This window comes from Comamonas badia DSM 17552, from assembly GCF_000484635.1.
Classification (GTDB): Bacteria; Pseudomonadota; Gammaproteobacteria; order Burkholderiales; family Burkholderiaceae_C; genus Comamonas_C; species Comamonas_C badia.
The window spans coordinates 289,421-313,492 of the sequence record NZ_AXVM01000003.1; the positions used below are offsets into that span (position 1 = coordinate 289,421).

A 24,072-nucleotide genomic window follows, 5' to 3' on the forward strand; every position below is an offset into this window, starting at 1 on the left:
ATGGCGCGCGGCGCCGTCATCGAAGCGCACCGAGGCCATTTCGTCATTCACACACACAGGAACCACCATGAAACAACGCGGATTTTTTACGGCCTTCAAAGACGTCTGGATGCTGGACGGCGTGCGCACGCCCATGGTTGATTACTGCGGCGCGCTGGGCCACATCAGCCCGACCGACCTGGGCATCAAGGCGGCGCGCGAGGCGCTGAAACGCGCGGGCGTCGCCGCCGGCGACATCGGCTCGGTCGTCACCGGCAACATGGCGCCGGGCGACTTCGACCAGTTCTTTCTGCCGCGCCACATCGGCCTGTACGCCGGCGTGCCGGTGGAGGTGCCGGCCATCATGGCGCAGCGCATCTGCGGCACCGGCTTCGAGCTGTTTCGCCAGGCCGGCGAGCACGTGCAGGGCGGCGCCTGCGAAGCGGCGCTGGTGGTGGGCACCGAGAGCATGACGCGCAACCCGATTGCCGCGTTCGAGCACCGCACCGGCTTCAAGCTGGGCGCGCCGGTGGGCTTCAAGGACTACATGTGGGAGGCACTGAAGGATCCGGCGCCCGGCATCAACATGATCCAGACGGCCGAGAACCTGGCCAAGAAGTACGGCATCACGCGCGAGCAGGTCGATGCGTTCGCCAGCGAGTCTTTCGCGCGCGCCGTGGCGGCGCAGCAAAGCGGCTTTCTGGCCGGCGAGATCGTGCCGGTGGTGACCGAAAAGTTCGAGCTGGAAGGCTACAAGCCGCGCGGCATCAAGCTGCAAGGCAAGACCACCGAAGTCGCGCAGGACACGCACCCGCGCCCCTCGCCCATCGAGGTGCTGGCCAAGCTGCGGCCGGTGTTCGAGGGCGGCGTGCAGACCGGCGGCAACTCGTCGGCGCTGGTCGATGCGGCGGCGGCCGCCGTGGTGGCCAGCGGCGCGTATGCCAAGGCCAACGGCAAGCAGCCGCTGGCGCGCATCGTCGGCGCCGCGGCCGTGGGCGTGCCGCCCGAGATCATGGGCATCGGCCCGGCCCCCGCCATCCGCCTGCTGCTGGAGCGCACCGGCCTGAAGCTCGACGACATCGGCCGCATCGAGATCAACGAGGCGCAGGGCGCGCAGACGCTGGCCGTGGCCAAGGAGCTGGGGCTCGACTTGGCCAAGCTCAACGTCAACGGCGGCGCCATCGCGCTGGGCCACCCGCTGGCGGCTACCGGCGTGCGCCTGACCCTCACCGTGGCGCGCGAGATGCGCCGCGCGGGGGTCAAGTGGGGGATCAGTTCGGCCTGCGTCGGCGGCGGTCAGGGCATGGCGCTGCTGCTGGAAAACCCGGCGGTCTGAGTTTCAAGCCAAATTGGCCTCCAGCGCTTATGTAGCAAGTGCTGGCAGCTATCAACCAAGGAGTAACAGCCATGCAGATCCAGGGACAGGCGGCACTCGTCACCGGCGGCGGTTCCGGCCTGGGCGAGGCCACGGCGCGCGCACTGGCGCGCTTGGGCGCCAAGGTGACGGTGCTGGACATGAACCGCGAGCACGCCGAGCGCGTCGCAAAGGAGATCGGCGGCCTGGCGATCCCGGTGGACGTGACCAGCGGTGACGGCATGCAGGCCGCGATCGCGCAGGCGGCAGCCGCGCACGGCCCGGCACGCATCCTGATGCAGATCGCCGGCATCGGCACGGCCAAGCGCATCGTCGGCAAGGATGGCAATCCGGCGCCGCTCGAAGACTTCATCAAGGTGGTCAACGTCAACCTCGTCGGCACCTACAACGCCGCGCGCCTGTTCGCCGCCGCCTGTGCCAAGCTGGAACCGATGGAAGACGGCGAGCGCGGCGCCATGGTGTTCACCGCCAGCGTGGCGGCGTTCGACGGCCAGGTCGGCCAGCAGGCCTACAGCGCCAGCAAGGGCGGCGTGGTCGGCATGACGCTGCCGATGGCGCGCGATCTGGCGCAGCATGGCATCCGCGTCTGCACCATCGCGCCCGGCCTGTTCGCCACGCCGCTGATGAAGACGCTGCCCGAGCCGGTGCAACAATCGCTGGCGGCCAGCATTCCCTTCCCCTCGCGCCTGGGCAAGCCCGAGGAATTCGCCGACCTTGCCTGCCACATCGTCACCAACGGCCATCTCAATGGCGAGGTGATCCGCCTGGACGGCGCACTGCGCATGGCACCTCGATGAGGGGAGGTTTGGCGTGAAATCCGCCTAACGCCTAACGCCTAACGCCTCACGCCTAACGCCTCACGCCTCACGCCTCACGCCTCACGCCTCACGCCTCACGCCCAACCTCTCATGAAAACAACCACCTACGAAGTGAAAGTGATGTTCGGCGACTGCGACCCGGCCGGCATCGTCTTTTTCCCCAATTTCAGCAAATGGATGGACGCCTCGTCGCTGGATTTCTTCCGCCAGTGCGGCGTGCCGCCCTGGCGCGAATTGAAGGAATCGCACGGCATCATCGGTACGCCGCTGCTGGAAATCCACACCAAGTTCATGCGGCCCGCCACCTATGGTGATGTGCTGCAGGTACACACCAGCATCGAGACCTGGAACGCCAAGACCTTTGTGCAGAAGCATGCCGTGATGAACGCTGACGTGCTGCTGTGCGAGGGCCGAGAGACCCGCGCCTTCTGCATTCATCCGGAAGGCGGACGCCTGCAGGCGATCCCCGTGCCCGATTTCATCAAGGAGCGCTGCGCCTGACACAGGCGCTCGCCTCTCTTTCCCCTTTTTTCAACGCGCACTCCAGGAGACACCATGAAGCGCTTGCATCTCAAGGCCCTCGTGGCCGCCGCCACCCTCGCCGCCAGCGGCGCGGCGCTGGCCGACATCACCATAGGCGTGGTCGCGCCACTCACCGGCCCGGCCTCCGGCCTGGGCATTCCCGTGGGCAACGAGGTCAAGCTCTGGCCCAAGGAGATCGCGGGCGAGAAGCTCAACGTGATCCTGCTGGACGACGCGTCCGACCCGACCAACGGCGTGAAGATCGCGCAGAAATTCGTCACGCAGGACAAGGTGGACGTCATCATGGGCTCGGTCGCCACGCCGGTGGCCGCTGCCATTTCGCAGGTGGCGGATGAATCCAGGACGCCGCAGATCTCCTGGTCGCCGGTGGCCACGCCGGCCGGCAAGGACCACTGGCTGTTCCGCCTGCCGCAGTCCAACGCGGTGATGGGCCACGCCATCATCGAGCACATGAAGAAGCAGGGCGTGAAATCCGTCGGCTTCCTCGGCTACAGCGATGCCTATGGCGAGACCTGGCTGGTGGACTTCAAGCCGCAGGCCGAGGCCGCCGGCATCCAGTTCGGCCCGGTGGAGCGCTTCGCGCGCGCCGATACCAGCGTGACGGGACAGGCGCTCAAGCTGGTGTCCGCCAACCCGCAGGCCATCCTCGTCGTTGCCTCCGGCAGCGGCGCGGCCATGCCTGAAGTGGCGCTGCGCGAGCGCGGCTACAAGGGCATCGTCTACCAGACGCACGCCGCGGCCACCAGCGACCTGATGCGCGTGGGCGGCAAGGCGGTGGAGGGCACCTATGTGGTCTCCGGCCCGGCGGTGCTGGCCGAGCAGCTGCCCGATGCCCACCCCTCCAAGGCCGAGGCGATCAAATTCGTGACGCAGTACGAAAAGGCCTACGGCCCCGGTTCGCGCAACCAGTTTGCCGGCCACGCCTACGATTCCATGATCGTGATGGAAAAGGCCGTGCCCATGGCGCTCAAGGTGGCCAAGCCCGGCACGCCCGAATTCCGCGCCGCGCTGCGCGACGCCTTCGAGCACCTGGGCCGCACCGTGCTGGCCCACGGCGTGCTGGACTGGACCGCCCAGGACCACTGGGGCTACACCAAGGACACCGGCGTGATGATGAAGGTGGTGGACGGCAAGTTCAAGGTCGAAAACTGATAGGCAAATCAGCGTTTGGCGCCGTAACTGCGGCGCTAGACGCTATTTTTTTGGATAGATGATGGCCGACTACGATCCCAGCACCGGCGACCGCGTTTTCCTGCTGGAACAGGTGCTGCACGCCAGCGCCCAGTGGCGGGCGCTGCCGCCGTTTGCCGACACCGATGCAGCGCTGGCCGCGCAGGTGCTGGAGGAAGCCGGCAAGTTCGTGGCAGAGGTGATTGCACCGCTGAACCGCGTGGGCGACGAGGTGGGCGCGCGCTGGCACGCCGGCGTGGTCACCATGCCGCCGGGCTTTGCCGACGCCTACCGCCAGTTCTGGCAGGGCGGCTGGCCGGCGCTCGCAAGCGATCCGGCGCATGGCGGCCAGGGGCTGCCTGCCGTGCTGGAGGCGCAGCTCTACGAGATGCTCAGCGGCGCCAACCATGGCTGGACCATGGCGCCGGGCCTGCTGCACGGCGCCTATGAGTGCCTGCGCCACCACGGCAGCGAGCCACTGAAGGCGCAGTACCTGGAAAAAATCGCCACCGGCGAATGGCTGGCCACCATGTGCCTGACCGAGCCGCAGGCCGGCAGCGATCTGGGGCTGGTGAGCACCCGCGCGCTGCCGCAGGCCGATGGCAGCCACCTGATCAGCGGCAGCAAGATTTTCATCAGCGGCGGCGAACACGACCTCACCGACAACATCGTGCACCTGGTACTGGCGCGCGAGCCCGGCGCGCCCGCCGGGCCCAAGGGCTTGTCGCTGTTTCTCGTGCCCAAGTTCTACGCCGATGGCACGCGCAGCGCCGTCAGATGCGAGGGCATCGAAGAGAAGATGGGCCTGCATGGCAGCCCCACCTGCGCGATGCGCTTGGACGCCGCGCGCGGCTGGATCGTCGGCGCGCCGGGCCGCGGTCTGGCGGCGATGTTCGTGATGATGAACGCGGCGCGCCTGCATGTGGCGCTGCAGGGCCTGGGTCTGCTCGATGCCGCCTGGCAGAAGGCCGACGCCTACGCGCGCGAGCGGCGCCAGATGCGCGCCCCGGGCAGCACCTCAACCAGCCTGCTGATCGAACACCCGGCGATGCGCCGCATCCTCGACACCCAGCGCGCCTGGATCGATGCCGGGCGCGTGCTGGCCTACCAGACGGCGCTGGAACTGGATATCGCGCGCCACCACCCGGATGCCGCGCGGCGCGCGCAGGCCGAGCGCTGGTGCGCGCTCACCACGCCGGTGATGAAGGCGGCCTTCACGCACCAGGCGTTTCATGGCGGCAGCGACTGCCTGCAGGTGTTCGGCGGCCACGGCTACGTGCGCGAATCGGGCATAGAGCAGCACGTGCGCGATGCCCGGGTGGCGATGATCTACGAAGGCACCAACGAAATCCAGGCAATCGATCTGCTGGCGCGCAAGGTGCTGGCCGACGGCGGCGAGGGCTGGTGCGCGCTGCTGCAGAGCCTGGCCCAGCCACTGGGCGAAACCGCCCTGGCAACACTGGCACGCACCCATCTGCAGGCGCTGCTGGCACTGACGGCTGAACTGGTGGCGGCCTGCCGCGCGGACGCGGCGCTGCCCTATGAGGTGGCGGACGACTACCTGCGCGCCGCGGCCGTGGCCTTGCTGTGCTGGGCCGGCACGCGCATCGAAGAGGCGGCGGGTACCTCCTGCGATGAACCCAATCGCTGGCAGGCACCGCTGCAGGCGCTGCAGCGCTGGATAGCGCCCGAACTGCCCATGCGCTGTGCGATCATCAGAAACCGATTGCCTGCCACCGCGCCGTGACCGCTTCTTCCAATTCCCTTGCCACCGTTGACCCCTGCGCCACCGTCGATACGGTGGACGCCCGCTTTCTGCAAACCCTGCTGGGCTTCAACGCCCGCATGGCGGCGCTCAAGGCCATAGCCGCCTTCCTCGCGTGCATGGCGCCGTACAAGCTGCGCATCGTCGATTTCTCCATTCTTTCGATCGTGCACCACAACCCGGGCGTGACCTCGCGCCAGCTCTGCGACGCGCTCAACCTGCTGCCGCCCAATCTGGTGGGCAAGATCTCGGCGCTGGAAAAGCGCGGCCTGCTGCTGCGCCACCCGCACCCGCAGGACGGGCGGGCGCTGGGCCTGCACCTGACGGAGGCCGGATGCGCGCTGATGCAGGAGGTGGAGCCGCTGGTGAGCGAACAGGAAGCCCGGATCGCCTCCGCCCTCACGGCCAGCGAGCGGCAGACGCTGATGCGGCTGCTGCTGAAGGTCTACGCCGCCAACTGACGCCCGGCCACGCTCAGGCCAGCCAGCCGCGCTTGCGGAAGTAGAACATCGGCACCAGGGCACTGGCAACCATGAGCACGACGGCGTACAGGTAGCCATGCTCCCATTCCAGCTCCGGCATGAGCTTGAAGTTCATGCCGTAGACGCTGGCGATCAAGGTCGGCGGCAGCAGCGCGACGCTGGCCACCGAGAAGATCTTGATGATCTTGTTCTGGTTGATGTTCAGGAAACCGACCGTCGCATCCATCAGGAAGTTGATCTTGTCGAAGAGAAACTGCGTGTGGCTGTCCAGCGATTCGATGTCGCGCAAAATCTGGCGCGCATCCTCGAACTGTTCGGCATTGAGCATGCGGCTGCGCATCATGAAGCTCACCGCGCGGCGGGTGTCGAGCATGTTGCGGCGGATGCGGCCGTTCAGGTCTTCCTCCCATGCGATGTCGGCCAGCACCTGCTGCGCGTGCGTGTCCGTCATCTGGCCTTCCAGCACCTGGGTGCTGACCTTTTTCAGCTCGTCGTAGATGCCTTCCAGCGTATCGGCGGAGTACTCCACGTCGGTGTCGAAGAGGTTGAGCAGCGCCTCCTTGGCGTCGGCGATCAGGCCGGGCGCGCGGCGCGCGCGCATGCGCACCAGGCGGAACACCGGAATGTCTTCCTGGTGGATCGAGAACAGCACGCCGCAGCTCCTGAGCTCGGCGTTGTGCTGGTTCAGGATGAAGGCCACGCGCACCGAGCGCGGGTCATCGTCGTCATCGATGAGGAAGTCGCTCCTGATGTGCAGCTCGCCGTTGTCTTCCTCGTAGAAGCGCGCGGACTCCTCGATGTCGTCGTCCATCGCGTCTTCGGGAATCGACAGGCCGTAATGCTGCGCCACCCAGCGCTTTTCCTCGCGCGTGGGCGATTCGAGATCGACCCAGATCGGCTTGAACCGCGCGAGCTCGTCAAGCGATTCGATTTCTTCCTGAACCAGCCGGCCGTTGACCAGCGAAAAGATGTTGAGCATGGCTCACGCTCTCCCTGAAGTGGTGTGCTGCGGTGGTGATGGGGCGCTTTCGGCACCCCTTCGCCGCATTACCCGGGCCGGGAGGCCGAAAGCCGGCAACTGGGGCTGGCTTCCACGGAGCTGTCTCCTGATGATTGAACGGGTGATTATCGCATCGCATCCGCGATCGCCATGGCGCGCTGCAGGTCGGCCCAGGCATCACGCTTGGCCGCTGTCTGGCGCAGCAGATCGGCGGGCGCATAGCTGACGACCAACGGCGTGCCGTCCGGCAGGCGGTGCCCGGCCCCGCGCAAACGCCCCAGCGGTTCGTTGCCGCCCAGCAGCGCGCGGGCCGCGCCCAGACCCAGCGCCAGCACCACCACCGGCCGCGTCTGCGCCAGCGCCTGGGCCAGTGCATCCTGCCCATCCCGCGCCGGCGCGCGGCGCACCGGTGCGATGAAGACATTGGGATTGTCCGCGACGCGCATGGCGCGCAGCATGTTGAGCAGCAAGTCCCCCGCCTCGCCGGCGCGGGGGTCGTCGGGCGTCGGCGTTTCCAGCAGCACCAGCCAGGCGGGCGCGGCGGCCGGCGGCGCCTCGGGGTACATCGGCTGAGGGGCATCCATCTGCCAGACCACCGCGGTGCTGGCAACCGGTGCGGCAGCAGCGGGTGCAGGCACGGGCACAGCAACGGGCGCGGCTGCCTGACGCCGCAGGGGGGCGGGCGGCGGGGCAGGTGGCTCCTGCACCGGAGTCGGCGCGGCGGCGACGCCTGCCGGGGCGGCTGCGGGGTCTTCGGGCTGCCACACCCGCACGCCCATTTCGGCAAGCATGGCGCGCTGGCGGGTATCAAGTTTCATAGCGTCAGGCACATCACGATGGCGTCCTCACGCCCGCCGCCCTGCACCGGGTAGTAGCCCCGGCGCACGCCCACGCTGCGAAAGCCGCCGGCGGTGTAGATGCCGCGCGCACGGTGGTTGCCCACGCGCACCTCCAGCCACAGCGACTGCGCGCCCCGGCCACGCGCCCAGAGCGCGATGGCGTCGAGCATCACGCGCGCCCAGCCCTGGTGCTGATGGTCAGGCGCCACCGTGAGGTTGAGCAGATGTGCCTCGGCCACGCCCATCATCACGACGAAATAGCCCAGCAGCTCGCCGCCCGCCACCAGCGCCTGGCACTGGTAGCCGGTGTTGATCGAATCGAGAAAATTGCCACGGCTCCAGGGCTCGGGGTAGGCCTGCAGCTCGATTGCCATCAGCGCATCCAGATGCCTGAGCGCCAGCGGCTCAAAGCCGGCTTCGGGCTGCAGCACCGCGCTCATGCCGCCTGTCCCTTCAGTGCCGCGCGCTCGGCCGTGGTCTGCGCCACCTTGTCGCGCACGTACAGCGGCAGCGCCGCGTCGGCTGCCACCGCCGCGCCCGCGGCCAGCAGCGCAGGCGCCAGGCGCAGCAACGCGGCGGCGGTGGGCAGCGCGGCCACCCGCGTGGCCTCGGGCGCAAGACGCGCGCCATACACGGCCGCGGCGTTGCCGGCCAGTGTCCATCCGGCGGGCACCTGCACGGCCTCGGGCGCCAGCAATTGCACCTCGCCCGCAAGCGCCCAGCGCTGCCGCGCGGCGTTCCAGATGCAGGCCGCGGTGTAGACCTCGTCCATGCGCGCATCCAGCGTGGCAAGCACCTGCATGCAGCCCTGCGCGGCGCGCGCCTCTTCCGCCACCGCCAGCAGCGTGGGCACGGGCAGCACCGGCAGACCCGCGCCGCCGCGCGCGCCAAACGCCAGGCCCTGCGCCACCGCGCAGGCCGTGCGCAGGCCGGTGAAAGAGCCCGGACCCTGGCCGAAGACGATCGCATCAAGATCATCCAATGCCGTGCCCGCCTCCCGCAGCAGCGCAAGGATGGCGGGGATCAGCGTGTGCGAAGCCTGCGCGCCGCCCGCACCCGCATGGGTGAACACGCGGCCATCCCCCTTCACCGCGATGGACAGGTGCTCGGTGCTGGTATCAAAGGCAAGCAGGTGCATGGTGGCGCAATTATCCCGTCATAGACTCGCAAGCATGCCGCGCATCTGCCCCACCCGTTTCCTCCTTTGCCTGCTTCTGAGCGCCTGCTGGATCAGCGCCGCCTACGCGCAGAAGGCGGCTCCCGGTTTGCCCGCCACGGTGCAGGCCGCGCTGCAACGCGCCAAGGTGCCGCAAGAGGCGCTGTCCGCCGTCGTCCTGCCCGCCGACGGGCAGCCGCCGCGCCTGGCCTGGCAGCCGGACGTGGCGCGCAACCCTGCGTCGGTGATGAAGCTGGTCACCACCTATGCCGCCCTCGAACTGCTGGGCCCGGCTTTTACCTGGCAGACGCCGGTGTTCATCGACGGGCCGGTGGCGGGCGGCGTGCTGCGCGGCAACGTGCACATCCAGGGCGTGGGTGATCCCAAGCTCGTGGCGGAGCGCCTGTGGCTGATGCTGCGCCGCCTGCAGGGCCAGGGCCTGCGCAGCATCCAGGGCGACATCGTGCTGGACCGCAGCGGCTTTGCCGTGCCGGCGCGCGACGCGGGCGAGTTCGATGGCGAGCCCTGGCGGCCCTACAACGTGGCGCCGGATGCGCTGCTGGTGAACTTCAATGCGCTCACGCTGGACTTCATCCCCGATGCCGCCGCCGGCGTGGCGCACCTCGCGTTCGAACCCCCGCTGGCCGCCATGCAGCTGCCCGCCTCGGTGCCGCTGGCGCCGCAGGGCACGGCCTGCGGCGACTGGCGCGCAGGGCTCCAGGCCGACTTTGCGCAACCCGGGCGCATCGCCCTCGCGGGCAGCTACCCGCTGGCCTGCGGCGAAAAGCGCTGGTCCGTGGCGCCGGCGGAGCCGCAGCGCTTCGCCGCCCGCGCCATCGCGGGCATGTGGCAGCAGCTGGGCGGCCAGCTCTCGGGGCAGGTGCGCGATGGGCCGGTGCCGCAGGGCCTCGCGCCCGCCTTCGTCACCACCTCGCCATCGCTCACCGAGGTGATCCGCGACATCAACAAATTCAGCAACAACGTGATGGCGCAGCAGTTGCTGCTGACACTGGGGCTGCAGGAAAGCGGCAGCGGCAGCCTGCAGAGCGCGCATGCGGTGCTGGAGCAATGGTGGGCCGCGCATGGCGGATCGACGGCGGAGCTGGTGATGGACAACGGCGCGGGCCTGAGCCGCGAGGGCCGCATCAGCGCGCGGGCGCTGGCGCGCCTGCTGCAGCAGGCCTGGGAATCGCCGGTGATGCCGGAGCTGCTGTCGTCGCTGCCGATCTCGGGCATAGACGGCACGCTGCGCCGCCGCAAGGGCCGCGCGCAGGGCACGGCGCACCTGAAGACCGGCACGCTGCGCGACGTGGCGGCTATCGCCGGGGTGGTGCATGGCGCCAGCGGCCGGCGCTATGTGCTGGTGGCGTTCGTCAACCACCCCAATGCGGTGGCGGCGCGCGCGGCGCTGGATGCGCTGGTGGACTGGACCTGGGCGGACCGGTGAGTTTTCTAGGGATGTCCTTACATGGACGTCTCTAGAATGCCACCGGCAACCCCGATCTGACATTCAAAGGAGACCTTCATGAAACGCAAGATGCAATGGATCGCTGCAGCGGCAGCCGCCATCCTGCTGGCTGCCTGCGGCGGCGGCAGTATCGATATCGTCCATCCGGTCAAGGTGGCAGGCGACAGCCTGGCCGACAGCGGCACCTTCGGCTACAAATTCACGGTGCAGGGCAGCGCGCCCACCGGCGCGGGTTCCACGCCCATCTGGCCTGAAATCATCGCCAGCGAGAATTTCTCCAGCCTGTGCCCGCACTACGTGGCCACCAGCGCCACCACGTTCAACACCAACGACAAGTGCAGCAACTACGCCATCGGCGGCGGGCGCATCAGCAATCTGAAAGACCCCGCCTCGCCGGTTTCGATCACCCAGCAGCTCAAGGTGATGGGCGCGGCGGGGTTTGACAAGAACGACATCGTGCTGATCGACGGCGGCGGCAACGATGCCGCGGACCTGATCAAGGCCTTCCTCGCGGCGGCGGGCGACAAGGGCGCCAGCTTCGCCGGCATGCTGACCACCCTGCTGGACCCGGCCACCGTGCAGGCCCTGCTGGCCCAGGGCCAGACCGGCATGGCGCAGGCCGGCGGCCTGTACATGCAGGCGCTGGCGACGCAGTTTGCCGGCACCATCAAGACGAACGTGACGGACAAGGGCGCGCCGCGCGTGGTGGTGCTCAACGTGCCCGACGTGACGCTCACGCCGCAGTTCGGCTTCGTGCTGGCCGCGATCGCGCAGCAGCAGGGCCCCGAAGTGGCGGCGCAGCTCAAGCAGGTGTTCGGCGCCTGGGTGCAGGCCTTCAACGCGACACTGGCCGCCAGCTTCAAGGACAGCAAGGTCGTGCGCGTGGCCGATTTCGACGGCACGCTCAAGGCCCTGGTGGCCAAGCCCGCGGATTTCGGCCTCACCAATACCGGCACTCCCGCATGCCCGGTGGTCGGCCAGGACGGCACGGGCCTGCCGGCGTACGATTTCCCGACCTGCACCGCGGCGGCCCTGTCGGCACAGACGCCACCCGCCGGCGCCACGGGCGGCGCCAACTGGTGGAAGACCTGGCTGTTCTCCGATTCCTTCCACCCCACGCCGCGCGGCCATGAGCTGATGGCCGACACGGTGCGCAAGCTGCTCTGAAGCACCCCACGGGAAAGCCGGTTTTGATTTTGGATAAAAACCGGCTTTTCCCCTTGTCTGGCAAGCGCTGCCAGCTATTGAATCAAGAGTCCATCAGCGGCACCCCCGCTGCCCGTTGAAAAACACCCCCTGCCAGGTCCACCCCGATTGGCGGACCAGTTCGGCCAGGAGGTGTGGCAGTTGGGCAGGGTCGCCGTCGGCCTCGCCGAGTTCGACCTGGTCGCCCGCGATGCGCAGGCCCAGCGCCTGCCGCGCGGCCGCGCTGGGCAGCGTCACGGCCAGGCTGGCGCCGAAGACCATGGAAGCGTCCGGGTGCGTTCCGTCGCGCGGCTGGATGCCTTGGCGCATCTGCGCTTCGTCCGCATCCATCGGCCGGTCGCCACGCACCAGCGACATCTCGCGCGCCAGCACGCAATGCCGCTCGGCGGCGAAGGCCAGCCGCACGGCGATGCTGCGTCTGCCGCCGCGAAAGTGCCGGGTCACGGTCATCTGCGCGGGTTCGGTCATCGAGGGCTCGACCTCGATTGCGGGCGCCGTCTGCGCCAGCGAGAGCACGCGCTGGCGCAGACGGTGTTCGGCCACCGGCAGGGCACCCGGCACCGGCGGCACACGCGCGGCCCAGGGCGCGAGCCACAGCGCGTAGCCCACGAGGAGCAGCAGCCACAGCAGGCCGTAGCCCAGCAGAAAACGCCATTGCCCGCCCGGCCCGCCCGCGCCACCATTGAGCAGGTAGGCGCCAGGCAGCATGGAGGCGAACAGGGTGATGGCCCAAAGCGCAATGGCCCACTGGGCGCGGTCGTCGCCCTGGAAGAGCAGCGCCGCTGCCAGCGGCAGGACAACAGGCACACCGCTGGCGAGCAGCGCGGCCAGGGGCAGAGGCTCAATCCTGCCGCCGCGCAGCCACAGCCAGCCGAGCGCCACGGCGCCAAGGATGGTCAACAGCGCCACCGCGCCGACCACGGGCAGATTGAAAAACCGGTTCATGGCCCTCTCCTTTTTTTCTCAGAGAGCCATGGTAGCAAGATACCAGCCAAATCCGCCTTTTACGCAGACCTGGTCAGCGCTGCCAGCTATTCAAACGAAAGCGATCAAGCCTTCTTCTGCGCCGCCTTGCGCCTCTGGCGCCAGGCGTGCCCGAGCCGCTGTCGTCCCTGCGGATTGCGGGCTGCATACACGGCGCCAAGGGCCATCGCCACGCATCGGTAGCGTTGATAAACCACCTCAACGCTATCGCGGCGCGCCCGGCACTCGATGCGCTGATCGGTGGTTGGGTGTGGGCGCTACCGTAGTGCATGGACGTCACTTGGTTTTTGATGGAACAACCACTTCAACGACAACTGAAGCTGGCTGCGGACTCGATATCACCGGTGCCGTTGTAGCGAGCAACTTTCGGGTAAACGCACAGGGGTCGCGTACGGCTTGCTGACCAACTGACTGGCAGATCGGCATTGGCGCCGCCCAGATTGCCGGCGCCCCGTGCTCTCGCTATCACGTCGCTGGGGACCTGGCCTTTTTCGACCCAGGCGACGAGCGGCGTCAACATATCGAACTGGTCGGTCGCTGGGCCGCCGGAGCAGTGGTTCATACCTGGGACCTGGTAGTAGCGAGCGAAGTTGGAGGCGTCGCCGTCGTTGGCACCGCGCAAAGCGTCATACCACGCGGCCGTATCGTTGCTGGAAAAAATCGGGTCGCTGGTGCCGTGGTAGATCATCATCTTGGCCCCGCGGTTTTTCAGCACTGACAGGTCGGTCGGGTGAGGCGGGGCCATGAACGACATCGCGCTTTCGGTGTAGACGGCGTTGGTGGCGTTGACCTTGGCGAGCATGGTGTCGATATTGCCCATCAACGTGAAATTCGGCCCGTTGAAGGTCGTCGGATCTTCTGGCGGCGCTTGCCAGATCAAGCCGACGGCGCCGGAGTCGAGGTTGAGTGAATTGTTGAATTTCCAACCCGCCCAGCCGTTGGGCACCAGTCCAGCGTCAAAAGGAAAGCTGCTGTAGAACTTGGTGCCGGTGCTCGTCGTGGCGCCGGAAAAAAGCTGACCAATCGAGGCTTTCTGCTCGACCGTCAGGCAACTGCCGTCGCGCGCGCCAGTGCAGGTGGGTACATCGCGAGCCAAGTTGAAAGCGACCTGGCAAGCGGCGGTGTCCTGAATCAGGCCATCGGCTGCACCGTCGAGCGCGTCGCATTTGCTGAGCACGGCATTCGACACCAGCACGCGTTCGGTGGCTGTGAATCCGGTTGACAAGTCCTTGGGATCGGTAGCGAGCGCAGCATATTTCTGAGCCCCGGCGATGTTAGCGATCGCGGCCAATGGCAGCCGGAAGCCGGGATCGCCCACCAAGAATCCATCGTATTGATCGGCATAACGCGCGGCAGCAACCATGGTGTGCCGGCCCCCATTGGAACAACCGCCAAAGTACGAACGGTCGGGCCCCTTGCCGTAGGCGGTCTGGATGGCGCTCTTGGCCATCGGCGTCAATTTGGCGACGGCCTGATAGCCATAGTCGAGTCGGGCCTGTGGGTCAATACCGAAGAAGGGGCCCATCGATCCGGTGTGGCCGGCATCCGAGCTGAGCACGGCAAACCCCATGTTGAGTGCGTTGTTCAGTGCCCCACCGCCGCCAACACCCCCGGTAGCCGTAGTGATGCTGCCATCGATGCCTCCGTTGGCCTGGTAGAAGAAGCGGCCATTCCAATGGTCCGGAAGGCGGATTTCAAAGCCGATGGCATAGGACTTGCCATCCACGGCGCTGGTACGCTGAGCCATGGAACCCTTCACCAGACAGTGCTCGGCAATTGGTTGGCCCGCCACCGTCAGGGTGCCGGCTGCCACCGTTTCGGCCGATGCAATCTGGGTGTTCGCAAAGGCAAGCTTGGTGACCAGGTCGCTGCAGGAGCGCAGCGCGGCGCCCGTTGCCGCAGGCAACTGCGGCAAGCTTGGCTGACCGCTGTCATCGCCGCCACCGCAGCCGGACAGCAGCACCAGGGTGCCGGCTGCGAACGCGGTCGTCGCCGCGATTTTCAAGGAATTCCTCAACGCCATCATTTGTCTCCAGAGAGAGGTTCCGGTGGCGCGAGTCCGGTAAGAAGTGGCAACCAAGCCATGCGCCATTAATTATTTTGAATAATCAATTGACGGCTTGATATTGGTGCAATCCCTTACTCGGCTGCGCGCCGAGCAGCGGGGCAAGTGCGCGTGCGAATGGCGGTGTGCGCACGGCAACCCCGCCTTGTGGTCGGCAGTGCCACGCGCTGGCAACCACCATGGAAGAGTGCAGGCAAAAAAGAAAAGAGCCGGACTTGGTACAAAACCAAATGCAGCTCTCATCGTTTGCCGGCGACCGCTGCCAGCTTCCGCCCCGCTTTACGAGCGTTTAGCGACGCGCGTTCTGCGCCGCCTTGCGCTTCTGACGCCAGGCGTGCAGCAGCGGCTCGGTGTAGCCGCTGGGCTGCGTGAGGCCCTTGAACACCAGATCGCAGGCGGCCTGGTAGGCCATGGATTCGGTGTAGCGGTCGTGCATGCGCTCGTACAGTGGATCGCCCGCGTTCTGCTGATCGACCTTGGCGGACATGCGCTCAAACGTCGCGCGCACCTGGCCTTCGGTCACCACCCCATGCAGCAGCCAGTTGGCCACATGCTGGCTGGAGATGCGCAGCGTGGCGCGGTCTTCCATCAGGCCGATGTCGTGGATGTCGGGCACCTTCGAGCACCCCACGCCCTGATCGACCCAGCGCACCACGTAGCCCAGGATGCCCTGGATGTTGTTGTCCAGTTCCTGCTGCTTTTCCTCATGGCTCCAGTTCGGGTTGCTGGAGACCGGCACCGTGAGCAGGCCGGTGAGCAGGTTGTCGCGCTCAGCGTCGGCGCTGGTCCTTTCCAGCTCCTGCTGAATCGCGGCGACGTTCACCTGGTGGTAGTGCAGCGCGTGCAGCGTGGCGGCCGTGGGACTGGGCACCCAGGCGGTGTTGGCACCGGCCTTGGGGTGGGCTATCTTCTGCTCGATCATGGCGCGCATCAGGTCGGGCATGGCCCACATGCCCTTGCCGATCTGCGCCTTGCCACGCAGGCCCATGCCGAGGCCCACGAGCACGTTGTTCTTCTCGTATGCCGCAATCCAGGCGCTGGTCTTCATCTCGCCCTTGCGGATCATGGGGCCGGCGTGCATGGAGGTGTGCATCTCGTCGCCGGTGCGATCGAGGAAGCCGGTGTTGATGAAGGCGATGCGGCTCGGCGCGGCGGCGATGCAGGCCTTGAGGTTGACGCTGGTGCGCCGCTCCTCGTCCATGATGCCGAGCTTGACGGTGCTCTCTTTCAGGCCCAGCACCTGCTCGACGCGGGCGAAGATTTCGCTGGCGAAGCCGACTTCCGCCGGGCCGTGCATCTTGGGCTTGACGATGTAGACGCTGCCGGTGCGCGAGTTGCGGATGCCGTTGGCGCCGCCCAGGCCCTTCAAGTCGTGCAGCGCGATGGTGGTGGTGACGACAGCATCCAGAATGCCCTCGGGAATCTCCTTGCCCTCGGCGCCCCAGAGAATGGCCGGGTTGGTCATCAGGTGGCCGACGTTGCGCACGAAGAGCAGCGAGCGCCCGGGCAGCACGACTTCCTTGCCATTGGCGCCGGTGTAGCGGCGATCCGGGTTCAGGCCGCGCGTGAGCTGCTTGCCGCCCTTGTCGAAGGTTTCGGTGAGCGAGCCGCGCAGGATGCCCAGCCAGTTGCGGTAGCCCAGCACCTTGTCTTCGGCGTCCACCGCGGCAATCGAGTCTTCCAGGTCAAGAATGGTCGAGAGCGCGGCCTCCACCACTACGTCGGCCACGCCCGCGGCATCGCTCTTGCCGATGGCCGTGCCGCGGTCGATGCGGATGTCCACGTGAATGCCGTTGTTCACCAGCAGCACCCCCGACGGCGCTGCCGCATCGCCCTGGTGGCCGACGAACTGCGCCGGGTTCTTGAGGCCCGTGGCCCCGCTTGCCAGCTGCACCACGAGCGTGCCGCCCTCCACTTTGTAGCCGGTCGCGTCCTTGTGCGAGCCGCTCGCCAGCGGCGCGGCCTGGTCGAGGAAGTTGCGCGCGTACGCAATCACCTTGGCGCCGCGCGCCGGGTTGTAGCCCTTGCCCTTTTCGGCGCCGCCTTCTTCGCCAATCACGTCGGTACCGTAGAGCGCGTCGTAGAGCGAGCCCCAGCGCGCATTGGCCGCGTTGAGCGCATAGCGGGCGTTGAGAATCGGCACCACGAGCTGCGGGCCGGCCTGGATGGCGAGCTCCGCATCGACGTTCGTCGTCGTCGCCTGCACGCCCTGGGGCGAGGGCACCAGATAGCCAATCGTCTCCAGAAATTTGCGGTACGCCACCATGTCGCGCACCGGGCCCGGATTGGCCTTGTACCAGGTGTCAAGCTCGGTCTGCAGGCGCTCGCGCTCGGCCAGCAGCGCGGCGTTCTTGGGCGCCAGATCGGCGACGAGCGCATCAAAGCCCTCCCAGAAGGCCTCCTGCGCCACACCGGTGCCGGGCAGCACCTCGGTGTTGATGAATCGGTAGAGCTCGTCGGCCACCTGCAGGCCGTGGATGCGGGTACGTGCGGTCATGGAAAACCCCTGAAAACGATGGAGATGCCGGGACAGTCGTCCGGCCTGGATAAGTGAATGGGACTGTATTACAAATATTTCTGGAGATAAATAAGCGAATTTGGGATGTACCTATGACTTTTTTGCAAAAATAGCCGTCGCAGTTGTGAAATTTCCTATAGTCTCCATAGCTGCAAGCGCATAGTGAAAGCGCGCTGCAGCCATTTTTGATGGATAAATTCAAGGCCTACGCCTCCTTTGTTTCGGTCGCCACGCGCGGCAGCCTCACGGCGGCGGCGCGGGCCGAAGGCGTGGCCCCGGCCATCATGGGGCGGCGCCTGGATGCGCTGGAGGAACACCTGGGCGTGAAGCTGCTGGTGCGCACCACGCGGCGCATCACGCTCACGCACGAGGGCAGCGCGTTTCTGGAGGATTGCCAGCGCCTGCTCGCCGACGTCGCGCATGCCGAGGCCAGCGTCTCGGCCGGCGGCGTGAAGGCCACGGGCCATTTGCGCATCACCGCGCCGGCGGGGTTCGGGCGGCGGCATGTCGCGCCGCTGGTGCCGCCATTTCGCGCGCTGCACCCGGATGTCACGATCTCGCTGAACCTCTCGGACCGCGTCATAGACCTCACCGCCGAGGGCTACGACTGCGGCGTGCGCGTGGGCGATCTGCCCGATTCGTCGCTGGTGAGCGTGCGCCTGGCCGACAACCGCCGCCAGTGCGTGGCCACGCCCGGCTACCTCGCGCGCCACGGCACGCCCACCGAGCCCGGCGCGCTGGCGCAGCACGAGTGCCTGGCCTTGTCCAGCGATGCCTCGCAGATGCGCGGCTGGCCGTTTTCCGTACGCCGTGCGGATGGCAGCCGCGAGACGGTGCATATCAAGCCCGCCGGCCCGCTCGATTGCTCGGACGGGCAGGTGCTGCACGACTGGTGCCTGGCGGGTTTCGGCATCGCCTGGCGCTCCACCTGGGAGGTGGAAGCCGAGATTGCCCAGGGGCGCCTGGTCGCGGTGCTGGAAGACTTTGCCGCGCCGCCCAACGGCATCTACCTGCTGCTGCCGCAGCGCAAGCACCTGCCGCTGCGCGTGCGGCTGTGGATGGATTTTCTGCGCGCGCGCTATGCCGAGCCAGCCTTCTGGTCGAGGGGACTTTCGCGCCCCGGCGATACTCAGCCGGACGGTTTCAACAAGGACGCTGCATCGTGATTCTCGAAAGCCTGCTGGCCTGGGCCCACACCATGGCCTTCATCATGCTGGCCACCTTCATGACGGCCGAGACCGCGCTGTGCCGCTTTGACTGGATGAACCCCGCCGTGGTGCGCCGCCTGGTGCGCATGAACGCGCTGAGCCTGCTGTCGGCGCTGATCGTGCTGGCGACGGGCGTGGCGCGCACCCTCTGGGGCGTGAAGGGCGCGGGCTGGTACTGGTCGCAGCACCTGCTGCACGCCAAGATCGCGCTGCTGGTGGCGATGGCGGTGCTGCTTTTCATGGCAGCCAGGCGCTACCGCGGCTGGCGCAGCCGGCTGGAGGCCGATGGCGCGCTGCCCGGCGCAGACGAGCTCAAGAAGACCCGCATGCTCGTGATGTGGGCCGCGCACCTGATGGTGGTGGTGGTGCTGCTGGCGGTGTTTCTCGCGCGCGGGGTGTTCACGCGCTGATGACGCCGCTTGCGCGGCGTCATGCAGGCGTCATGCAGGCATCAGCCCGCCTTGGCTCCGCTCAGGCACTCCTTCATGAAAGTCTTGCGCGCATCGCCGGCCAGGTTCTTGGTCTTGGCATCGGCGTTGCAGGTTTTCATCTTGTCCTGCTGCGTGGCAGGCGCGGCCTTCTTGGCGCTCAGGCATTCCTTCATGAAGGCCTTGCGCTCATCGCCCTTGAGCGCCTTGGTCTTGGCCTCGGCGTTGCACGCGGTCATCTTCTGCTGCTGCGCCGTCGGGGCCTTGGCGGGCGCATCGGCGGCATGGACAGCCAGGGACAGGGCACAGCCGGCGGCAGCCAGCAAGGCGAGCCATTTTTTCATGCGTATCTCCTTCAACAAGGGATGTAAAACGCCTGCCGCGTCGCATCGCGCAGCGGGCCACGCAGCATAACGCCGCGCCGCGCCCTTGCGTTGTCAGGGCGGCCCGTAAAATCGCCCCTCTTATGCTCAGCGTCAAACAAGAACTGCTCGCGGCGCTGGCCGCCGAACTGGAAAAGCTCTCTCCCGGTGCGGGCGCACGCGCCGCCTTTGAATCGCCCAAGGTGGCGGCGCATGGCGACTGGGCCTGCACCGCGGCGATGCAGCTGGCCAAGGCGCTCAAGACCAACCCGCGCCAGCTGGGAGAGCAATTGCAAACCGCGTTGCTCGCCACCCCCGCCGGCCGGCAGTGGGTGGAGGCGATAGCCATCGCCGGGCCGGGCTTTCTCAACATCCGCCTCAAGCCCGCCGCCAAGCAGCAGGTGGTGCGCGAAATCCTCGCCGGCAAGGAGCGCTTCGGCTGGCGGGCGCCGCGCGACGAAAAAATCCTCGTCGAGTTCGTCTCGGCCAACCCCACCGGGCCGCTGCACGTGGGCCACGGGCGCCAGGCGGCGCTGGGCGACGCCATCTGCAACCTCTACGCCACGCAAGGCTGGAGCGTGCACCGCGAGTTCTATTACAACGATGCGGGCGTGCAGATCGACACCCTCACCAAAAGCACGCAGCTGCGCGCGCAGGGCGTCAAGCCCGGCGACGCCGCCTGGCCCGAAGCCGCCTACAACGGCGACTACATCCAGGACATCGCCGACGCCTTCCTCGCCAAAAGCACGGTGCGGGCCGACGACCGGGCATTCACGGCCAACGGCGACGTGGGCGATTACGACAATGTGCGCCAGTTCGCCGTCGCCTACCTGCGCAACGAGCAGGACAAGGACCTGCAGGCCTTCAATTTGCGGTTTGACGAGTACTACCTCGAATCCAGCCTGTACACGAGCGGCCATGTCGAAGCCACCGTGCAGCGCCTGATCGCCAACGGCAAGACGTATGAAAAAGACGGCGCGCTCTGGCTCAGGAGCACCGACTACGGCGACGACAAGGACCGCGTGATGAGGAAAAGCGACGGCCACTACACCTACTTCGTACCCGACGTCGCCTACCACATCCAGAAATTCCAGCGCGGCTACACCAAGGCGGTGAACATCCAGGGCACCGACCACCACGGCACCATCGCGCGCGTGCGCGCCGGGCTGCAGGCGGCCGATGTCGGCATCCCCCAGGGCTACCCGGATTACGTGCTGCACACCATGGTGCGCGTGGTGCGCGGCGGCGAAGAGGTCAAGATCAGCAAGCGCGCGGGCAGCTACGTGACGCTGCGCGACCTGATCGAGTGGACCAGCAAGGACGCGGTGCGCTTCTTTCTGCTCAGCCGCAAGCCCGATACCGAATACACCTTCGACGTCGATCTGGCGATCGCGCAGAACAACGACAACCCGGTGTATTACGTGCAGTACGCGCACGCGCGCATCTGCTCGGTGCTGCGCGGCTGGCGCGAGGACCATGACGTGGCCCGGCTCGCGGACACCGATCTGTCACCGCTGGATACGCCCGCGGCACAGGCGCTGATGCTGCAGCTGGCCAGGTACCCCGACATGCTGGCTTCGGCCGCCGGCGGCAACGCGCCGCACGACGTGACCTTCTACCTGCGCGAGCTCGCCGCCAGTTACCATAGTTACTACGATGCCGAGCGCATTCTGGTGGATGATGACGCGATAAAACAGGCGCGTCTGGCGCTGGTGGCCGCCACCCGCCAGGTGCTGGAAAACGGCCTGGCGCTGCTCGGCGTCTCGGCCCCTCAACGGATGTGAACATGGCGAAGAAAAGGCAAGGCGGAGGCACATTGGCAGGCCTGATCCTGGGCGTGGTGATCGGCCTGGGGATTGCGCTGGCGGTCGCCGCCTACGTCAACAAGGTGCCCGTGCCGTTCATGAACGGCAGCAGCCGCCTGGCCGACCAGGATGCCAGGGACGCCGAACGCAACAAGAACTGGAACCCCAACGCCAGCCTGAGCAGCAATGGCGCCGTCACGCCGGCGCCCACCAGCGCCGCGGCAGGCACGGCGGCCAGCCCGCAGCCACCCGCCGTTGCCGGGGACGCTGGCGGCGCAGCGGCAACGCCGGCACCCGCCGCCGGCACCGACCCGCTGGGCGACCTGGCACGCGCCAGGGCACAAGGCGCAGGCACCACCACGGCGGCGGCCGCGCCCGGCGCGCCAGTCCCCGCGGCGGCCGGCGCCTACAACTATTTCATCCAGGCCGGCGCCTTTCGCGCGCCCGACGAGGCCGACGCCCAGCGCGCGCAACTGGCCATGCTGGGCTGGGAAGCGCGCGTGAGCGAAGGCCAGCAAAGCGGCCGCGCGGTCTACCGCGTGCGCATCGGCCCGTTTGCACGGCGCGACGACGCCGAGCAGCTCAAGGGCAAGCTCGACGGCGCGGGCATCGCCTCCATCCTGGTGCGCGTCGGCCAGTGAACCTTTTCGCTGCCGACCGCGTCAGACCTGTTCTTTCCCCTTCTCCGGAGCTCCACGGCATGAAACGTCGCGACTTTTCCCTCTCTGTCGGCTCGGCACTGGCTGCCGGCACCGTCGGCCTGCCGCTGGCGGCGCGGGCCAAGGACGGCAAGTTCGAAGAGGGCATCGAATACCTGGAGCTCAAGAAACCGGCGATGACCGAAGCGCCCAAGGGGCAGATCGAAGTCATCGAATTCTTCTGGTACAGCTGCCCGCACTGCAACGCGTTCGAGCCTGCGCTCTCGCAATGGATGGCCGCCCTGCCCAGGGACGTGTTCTTTCGCCGCATGCCGGTGGCCTTCAACGCCAGCTTCGTGCCGGAGCAGAAGCTCTACTTCGCGCTGGAGAGCATGGACAAGGTCAAGGAGCTGCACGCCAAGGTGTTCCGCGCGATCCACGTCGAGCGCCTGCCGCTGAACAAGGACGCCCAGATCTTCGACTGGGTGGTCAAGCAGGGGCTGGACGGCGCCAAGTTCAAGGAGGCCTACAACTCCTTCACCGTGGCCAACCAGGTGCGCAAGGCGACGCAGCTGCAGGCGGCGTACAACGTGGAAGGCGTGCCTTCGATGGGCGTGGCCGGGCGCTTCTATACCGACGGCACGCTCGCCGGCAGCATGCCGGTCGTGCTGCAGACGGTGGATTTCCTGGTGCAGAAGGAGCGCAAGGCCTAAAAGCGCGCACCGATCCGCCGTGCCAAAGCGCGCTCCCGGGCGCGCTTTTTCATGGCTGACCGGGTGGCGCGCTTCCCATGCAGGCGCGGGGCGGTGGCTACAATCGATTGCAAGAACCGTGCCTCGTACCGCGCCATGACCCATCGCCACCCCCTGCTGCTGCTCGCCAGTGTGCTGGTGCTTGCCACCGGCAGCGCGGCGCATGCGGAAAAGACCGACCGCGACCAGCCGATGCACATCGAGGCCGACAGCCTGGTGCGCGACGATGCCAAGCTCACCAGCGTCTTCACCGGCAACGTGGTCATCACCAAGGGCAGCATCGTGCTGCGCGGCGCCAGGGTGCAGGTGCAGGAGGACGGACAGGGCCACCAGAGCGGCATCGTCACCGCGGCGCCCGGCCAGCGCGCCTACTTCCGCCAGAAGCGCGACACCCCCAAGGGCGCGCCCGAGGAATTCATCGAGGGCGAGGCCGAAACCATTGACTGGGACGGACGCACCGAGCTCGTCAAGCTCAAGCAGCGCGCCGAGCTGCGCCGCCTGCGCGCCGGCGTGCTGAGCGACGACATCAGCGGCGCGCTCATCACCTACAACAACGCCACCGACATCTTCACCGTCGATGGCGCGCCGCGCAAGCCAGGGCAGACGGGCGCCGGCGGCGACCAGCGCGTGCGCGCCACGCTGGCACCCAAGGAAAAGCCCGCGCAGCCCGGCGCCCCGACCGCTGAAACACCCGCTTTGCGCGCGAGCCCGGAGCTGGCGCCCGCGCCGCGCCAGGCGCCATGAGCAGCACCATCCCTCCCGCGGGCGCCAGCCTGCTGCGCGTCGAGCATCTGAAAAAGAGCTACGCCGGGCGCACCGTGGTGCAGGACGTGTCGCTGCAGGTGCCCGAAGGCGAGGTGGTCGGGCTGCTGGGGCCCAACGGCGCGGGCAAGACCACGTCGTTCTACATGATCGTCGGCCTGGTGCGGGTGGACGGCGGCAGCATCGGCATCGACGGGCGCGACGTGACGCACATGCCGATTCACCGGCGCTCGCAGCTGGGGCTTTCCTACCTGCCGCAGGAGGCCTCGATTTTCCGCAAGCTCAGCGTGCAGGAAAACGTGCGCGCGGTGCTGGAGCTGCAGCGCGGCGACAACGGCAAGCCGCTGGCGGGCGCGGAGATCGAGCGCCGCCTGACCGCGCTGCTGGCGGACCTGCACGTCGAGCACCTGCGCGATGCGCGCGCCATGGCGCTCTCGGGCGGCGAGCGCCGGCGCGTGGAGATCGCGCGCGCGCTGGCCACGCAGCCGCGCTTCATCCTGCTCGATGAGCCCTTCGCCGGCATCGATCCGATCGCGGTGATCGAGATCCAGCGCATCATCGGCTTCCTGAAGGAGCGCGGCATCGGCGTGCTCATCACCGACCACAACGTGCGCGAGACCCTGGGCATCTGCGACCACGCCTGCATCATCAGCGAAGGCCGGGTGCTGGCGCGCGGCACGCCGTCCGAGATCGTGGACAACGCCGAGGTGCGCCGCGTCTACCTCGGCGAGCATTTCCGGATGTAGGGC

The 24,072-nt window shown here is 67.5% G+C and carries 23 protein-coding genes; 15 read left to right on the plus strand and 8 right to left on the minus strand.

Going from position 1 to position 24,072, the window contains the following annotated elements; genetic code table 11:
* Positions 1–67: 67 nt before the first annotated feature.
* From K320_RS0108280 to K320_RS0108305, 6 genes are all read left to right on the plus strand, one after another.
* Entirely contained in the window at positions 68–1,315 is a 1,248-nt protein-coding gene (locus tag K320_RS0108280; RefSeq protein ID WP_024538368.1) for a thiolase family protein, read from the plus strand.
* A gap of 71 nt (positions 1,316–1,386) precedes the next feature.
* Positions 1,387–2,151 carry an SDR family NAD(P)-dependent oxidoreductase gene (locus K320_RS0108285; RefSeq protein WP_024538369.1) on the plus strand — a complete coding sequence of 255 codons (765 nt, stop codon included), beginning with the start codon at positions 1,387–1,389 and terminating at the stop codon, positions 2,149–2,151.
* Positions 2,152–2,262: 111 nt separating this feature from the next.
* Positions 2,263–2,673 carry an acyl-CoA thioesterase gene (locus K320_RS0108290; RefSeq protein ID WP_024538370.1) on the plus strand — a complete coding sequence of 137 codons (411 nt, stop codon included), beginning with the start codon at positions 2,263–2,265 and terminating at the stop codon, positions 2,671–2,673.
* A 54-nt stretch (positions 2,674–2,727) separates the two neighbouring features.
* On the plus strand, positions 2,728–3,867 hold the full coding sequence (locus tag K320_RS0108295; protein WP_024538371.1) for an ABC transporter substrate-binding protein: 1,140 nt from the start codon (positions 2,728–2,730) through the stop codon (positions 3,865–3,867).
* A gap of 61 nt (positions 3,868–3,928) precedes the next feature.
* Positions 3,929–5,632, plus strand: a complete 1,704-nt coding sequence (locus K320_RS0108300; protein WP_024538372.1) for an acyl-CoA dehydrogenase family protein — start codon at positions 3,929–3,931, stop codon at positions 5,630–5,632.
* On the plus strand, positions 5,629–6,111 hold the full coding sequence (locus K320_RS0108305) for a MarR family winged helix-turn-helix transcriptional regulator (protein ID WP_024538373.1): 483 nt from the start codon (positions 5,629–5,631) through the stop codon (positions 6,109–6,111). The genes K320_RS0108300 and K320_RS0108305 overlap by 4 nt, the downstream gene beginning before the upstream one ends.
* Positions 6,112–6,124: 13 nt before the next feature.
* Here the strand turns inward: K320_RS0108305 and corA are convergent, their stop codons facing one another.
* The 4 genes from corA to tsaB all read right to left on the minus strand — a co-directional run bounded on the left by corA (position 6,125) and on the right by tsaB (position 9,109).
* Complete coding sequence (gene corA, locus K320_RS0108310; protein ID WP_024538374.1) at positions 6,125–7,111, minus strand: magnesium/cobalt transporter CorA; 987 nt, start codon at positions 7,109–7,111, stop codon at positions 6,125–6,127.
* Positions 7,112–7,257: 146 nt separating this feature from the next.
* The gene (locus K320_RS0108315) at positions 7,258–7,950 is read right to left on the minus strand and encodes a uracil-DNA glycosylase family protein (protein WP_245593847.1); all 693 of its coding nucleotides are present in this window, start codon (positions 7,948–7,950) and stop codon (positions 7,258–7,260) included.
* Positions 7,947–8,411, minus strand: a complete 465-nt coding sequence (gene rimI / locus K320_RS0108320) for a ribosomal protein S18-alanine N-acetyltransferase (protein ID WP_024538376.1) — start codon at positions 8,409–8,411, stop codon at positions 7,947–7,949. The genes K320_RS0108315 and rimI overlap by 4 nt, the downstream gene beginning before the upstream one ends.
* Positions 8,408–9,109 (minus strand): tRNA (adenosine(37)-N6)-threonylcarbamoyltransferase complex dimerization subunit type 1 TsaB, encoded by a 702-nt coding sequence (gene tsaB / locus K320_RS0108325; protein ID WP_024538377.1) that lies wholly within the window; start codon positions 9,107–9,109, stop codon positions 8,408–8,410. Before tsaB ends, rimI begins: the two co-directional genes overlap by 4 nt.
* 34 nt (positions 9,110–9,143) lie before the next feature.
* On the opposite strand from tsaB, the gene dacB reads away from it, so the two are divergent.
* Both dacB and K320_RS0108335 read left to right on the plus strand, forming a co-directional pair.
* Positions 9,144–10,574 carry a D-alanyl-D-alanine carboxypeptidase/D-alanyl-D-alanine endopeptidase gene (gene dacB / locus K320_RS0108330; RefSeq protein WP_024538378.1) on the plus strand — a complete coding sequence of 477 codons (1,431 nt, stop codon included), beginning with the start codon at positions 9,144–9,146 and terminating at the stop codon, positions 10,572–10,574.
* A 78-nt stretch (positions 10,575–10,652) separates the two neighbouring features.
* Positions 10,653–11,762: an SGNH/GDSL hydrolase family protein gene (locus K320_RS0108335; RefSeq protein WP_024538379.1), complete on the plus strand. Its 1,110-nt coding sequence runs from the start codon at positions 10,653–10,655 to the stop codon at positions 11,760–11,762.
* A gap of 93 nt (positions 11,763–11,855) precedes the next feature.
* Here K320_RS0108335 and K320_RS0108340 read toward each other — a convergent pair whose 3' ends face one another.
* The 3 genes from K320_RS0108340 to K320_RS0108350 form a co-directional block, all read right to left on the minus strand.
* Positions 11,856–12,746, minus strand: a complete 891-nt coding sequence (locus K320_RS0108340) for an AbrB/MazE/SpoVT family DNA-binding domain-containing protein (protein WP_024538380.1) — start codon at positions 12,744–12,746, stop codon at positions 11,856–11,858.
* Between the two features lie 343 nt (positions 12,747–13,089).
* Positions 13,090–14,808 (minus strand): tannase/feruloyl esterase family alpha/beta hydrolase, encoded by a 1,719-nt coding sequence (locus K320_RS0108345; protein WP_084301209.1) that lies wholly within the window; start codon positions 14,806–14,808, stop codon positions 13,090–13,092.
* 331 nt (positions 14,809–15,139) lie between these two features.
* Complete coding sequence (locus tag K320_RS0108350) at positions 15,140–17,347, minus strand: malate synthase G (protein ID WP_024538382.1); 2,208 nt, start codon at positions 17,345–17,347, stop codon at positions 15,140–15,142.
* A gap of 209 nt (positions 17,348–17,556) precedes the next feature.
* Here K320_RS0108350 and K320_RS0108355 point away from each other — a divergent pair, with 209 nt between their 5' ends.
* Together K320_RS0108355 and K320_RS0108360 are read left to right on the plus strand one after the other, a co-directional pair.
* Positions 17,557–18,534 (plus strand): LysR family transcriptional regulator, encoded by a 978-nt coding sequence (locus K320_RS0108355; RefSeq protein ID WP_024538383.1) that lies wholly within the window; start codon positions 17,557–17,559, stop codon positions 18,532–18,534.
* The gene (locus K320_RS0108360) at positions 18,531–18,986 is read left to right on the plus strand and encodes a DUF2214 family protein (RefSeq protein ID WP_024538384.1); all 456 of its coding nucleotides are present in this window, start codon (positions 18,531–18,533) and stop codon (positions 18,984–18,986) included. The genes K320_RS0108355 and K320_RS0108360 overlap by 4 nt, the downstream gene beginning before the upstream one ends.
* A 41-nt stretch (positions 18,987–19,027) precedes the next feature.
* On the opposite strand, the gene K320_RS0108365 is transcribed toward K320_RS0108360, so the two are convergent.
* Positions 19,028–19,348 carry a PsiF family protein gene (locus tag K320_RS0108365; protein ID WP_024538385.1) on the minus strand — a complete coding sequence of 107 codons (321 nt, stop codon included), beginning with the start codon at positions 19,346–19,348 and terminating at the stop codon, positions 19,028–19,030.
* Positions 19,349–19,470: 122 nt separating this feature from the next.
* Here K320_RS0108365 and argS point away from each other — a divergent pair, with 122 nt between their 5' ends.
* The 5 genes from argS to lptB all read left to right on the plus strand — a co-directional run bounded on the left by argS (position 19,471) and on the right by lptB (position 24,069).
* Complete coding sequence (gene argS, locus K320_RS0108370; RefSeq protein WP_024538386.1) at positions 19,471–21,150, plus strand: arginine--tRNA ligase; 1,680 nt, start codon at positions 19,471–19,473, stop codon at positions 21,148–21,150.
* Positions 21,151–21,152: 2 nt separating this feature from the next.
* Entirely contained in the window at positions 21,153–21,812 is a 660-nt protein-coding gene (locus tag K320_RS0108375) for an SPOR domain-containing protein (protein ID WP_024538387.1), read from the plus strand.
* A gap of 59 nt (positions 21,813–21,871) precedes the next feature.
* Positions 21,872–22,522 (plus strand): thiol:disulfide interchange protein DsbA/DsbL, encoded by a 651-nt coding sequence (locus tag K320_RS0108380; protein WP_024538388.1) that lies wholly within the window; start codon positions 21,872–21,874, stop codon positions 22,520–22,522.
* Positions 22,523–22,657: 135 nt separating this feature from the next.
* Positions 22,658–23,305, plus strand: a complete 648-nt coding sequence (gene lptA / locus K320_RS0108385) for a lipopolysaccharide transport periplasmic protein LptA (RefSeq protein ID WP_024538389.1) — start codon at positions 22,658–22,660, stop codon at positions 23,303–23,305.
* On the plus strand, positions 23,302–24,069 hold the full coding sequence (lptB, locus tag K320_RS0108390) for an LPS export ABC transporter ATP-binding protein (protein WP_024538390.1): 768 nt from the start codon (positions 23,302–23,304) through the stop codon (positions 24,067–24,069). The genes lptA and lptB overlap by 4 nt, the downstream gene beginning before the upstream one ends.
* The last annotated feature ends 3 nt before the right edge of the window (positions 24,070–24,072 follow it).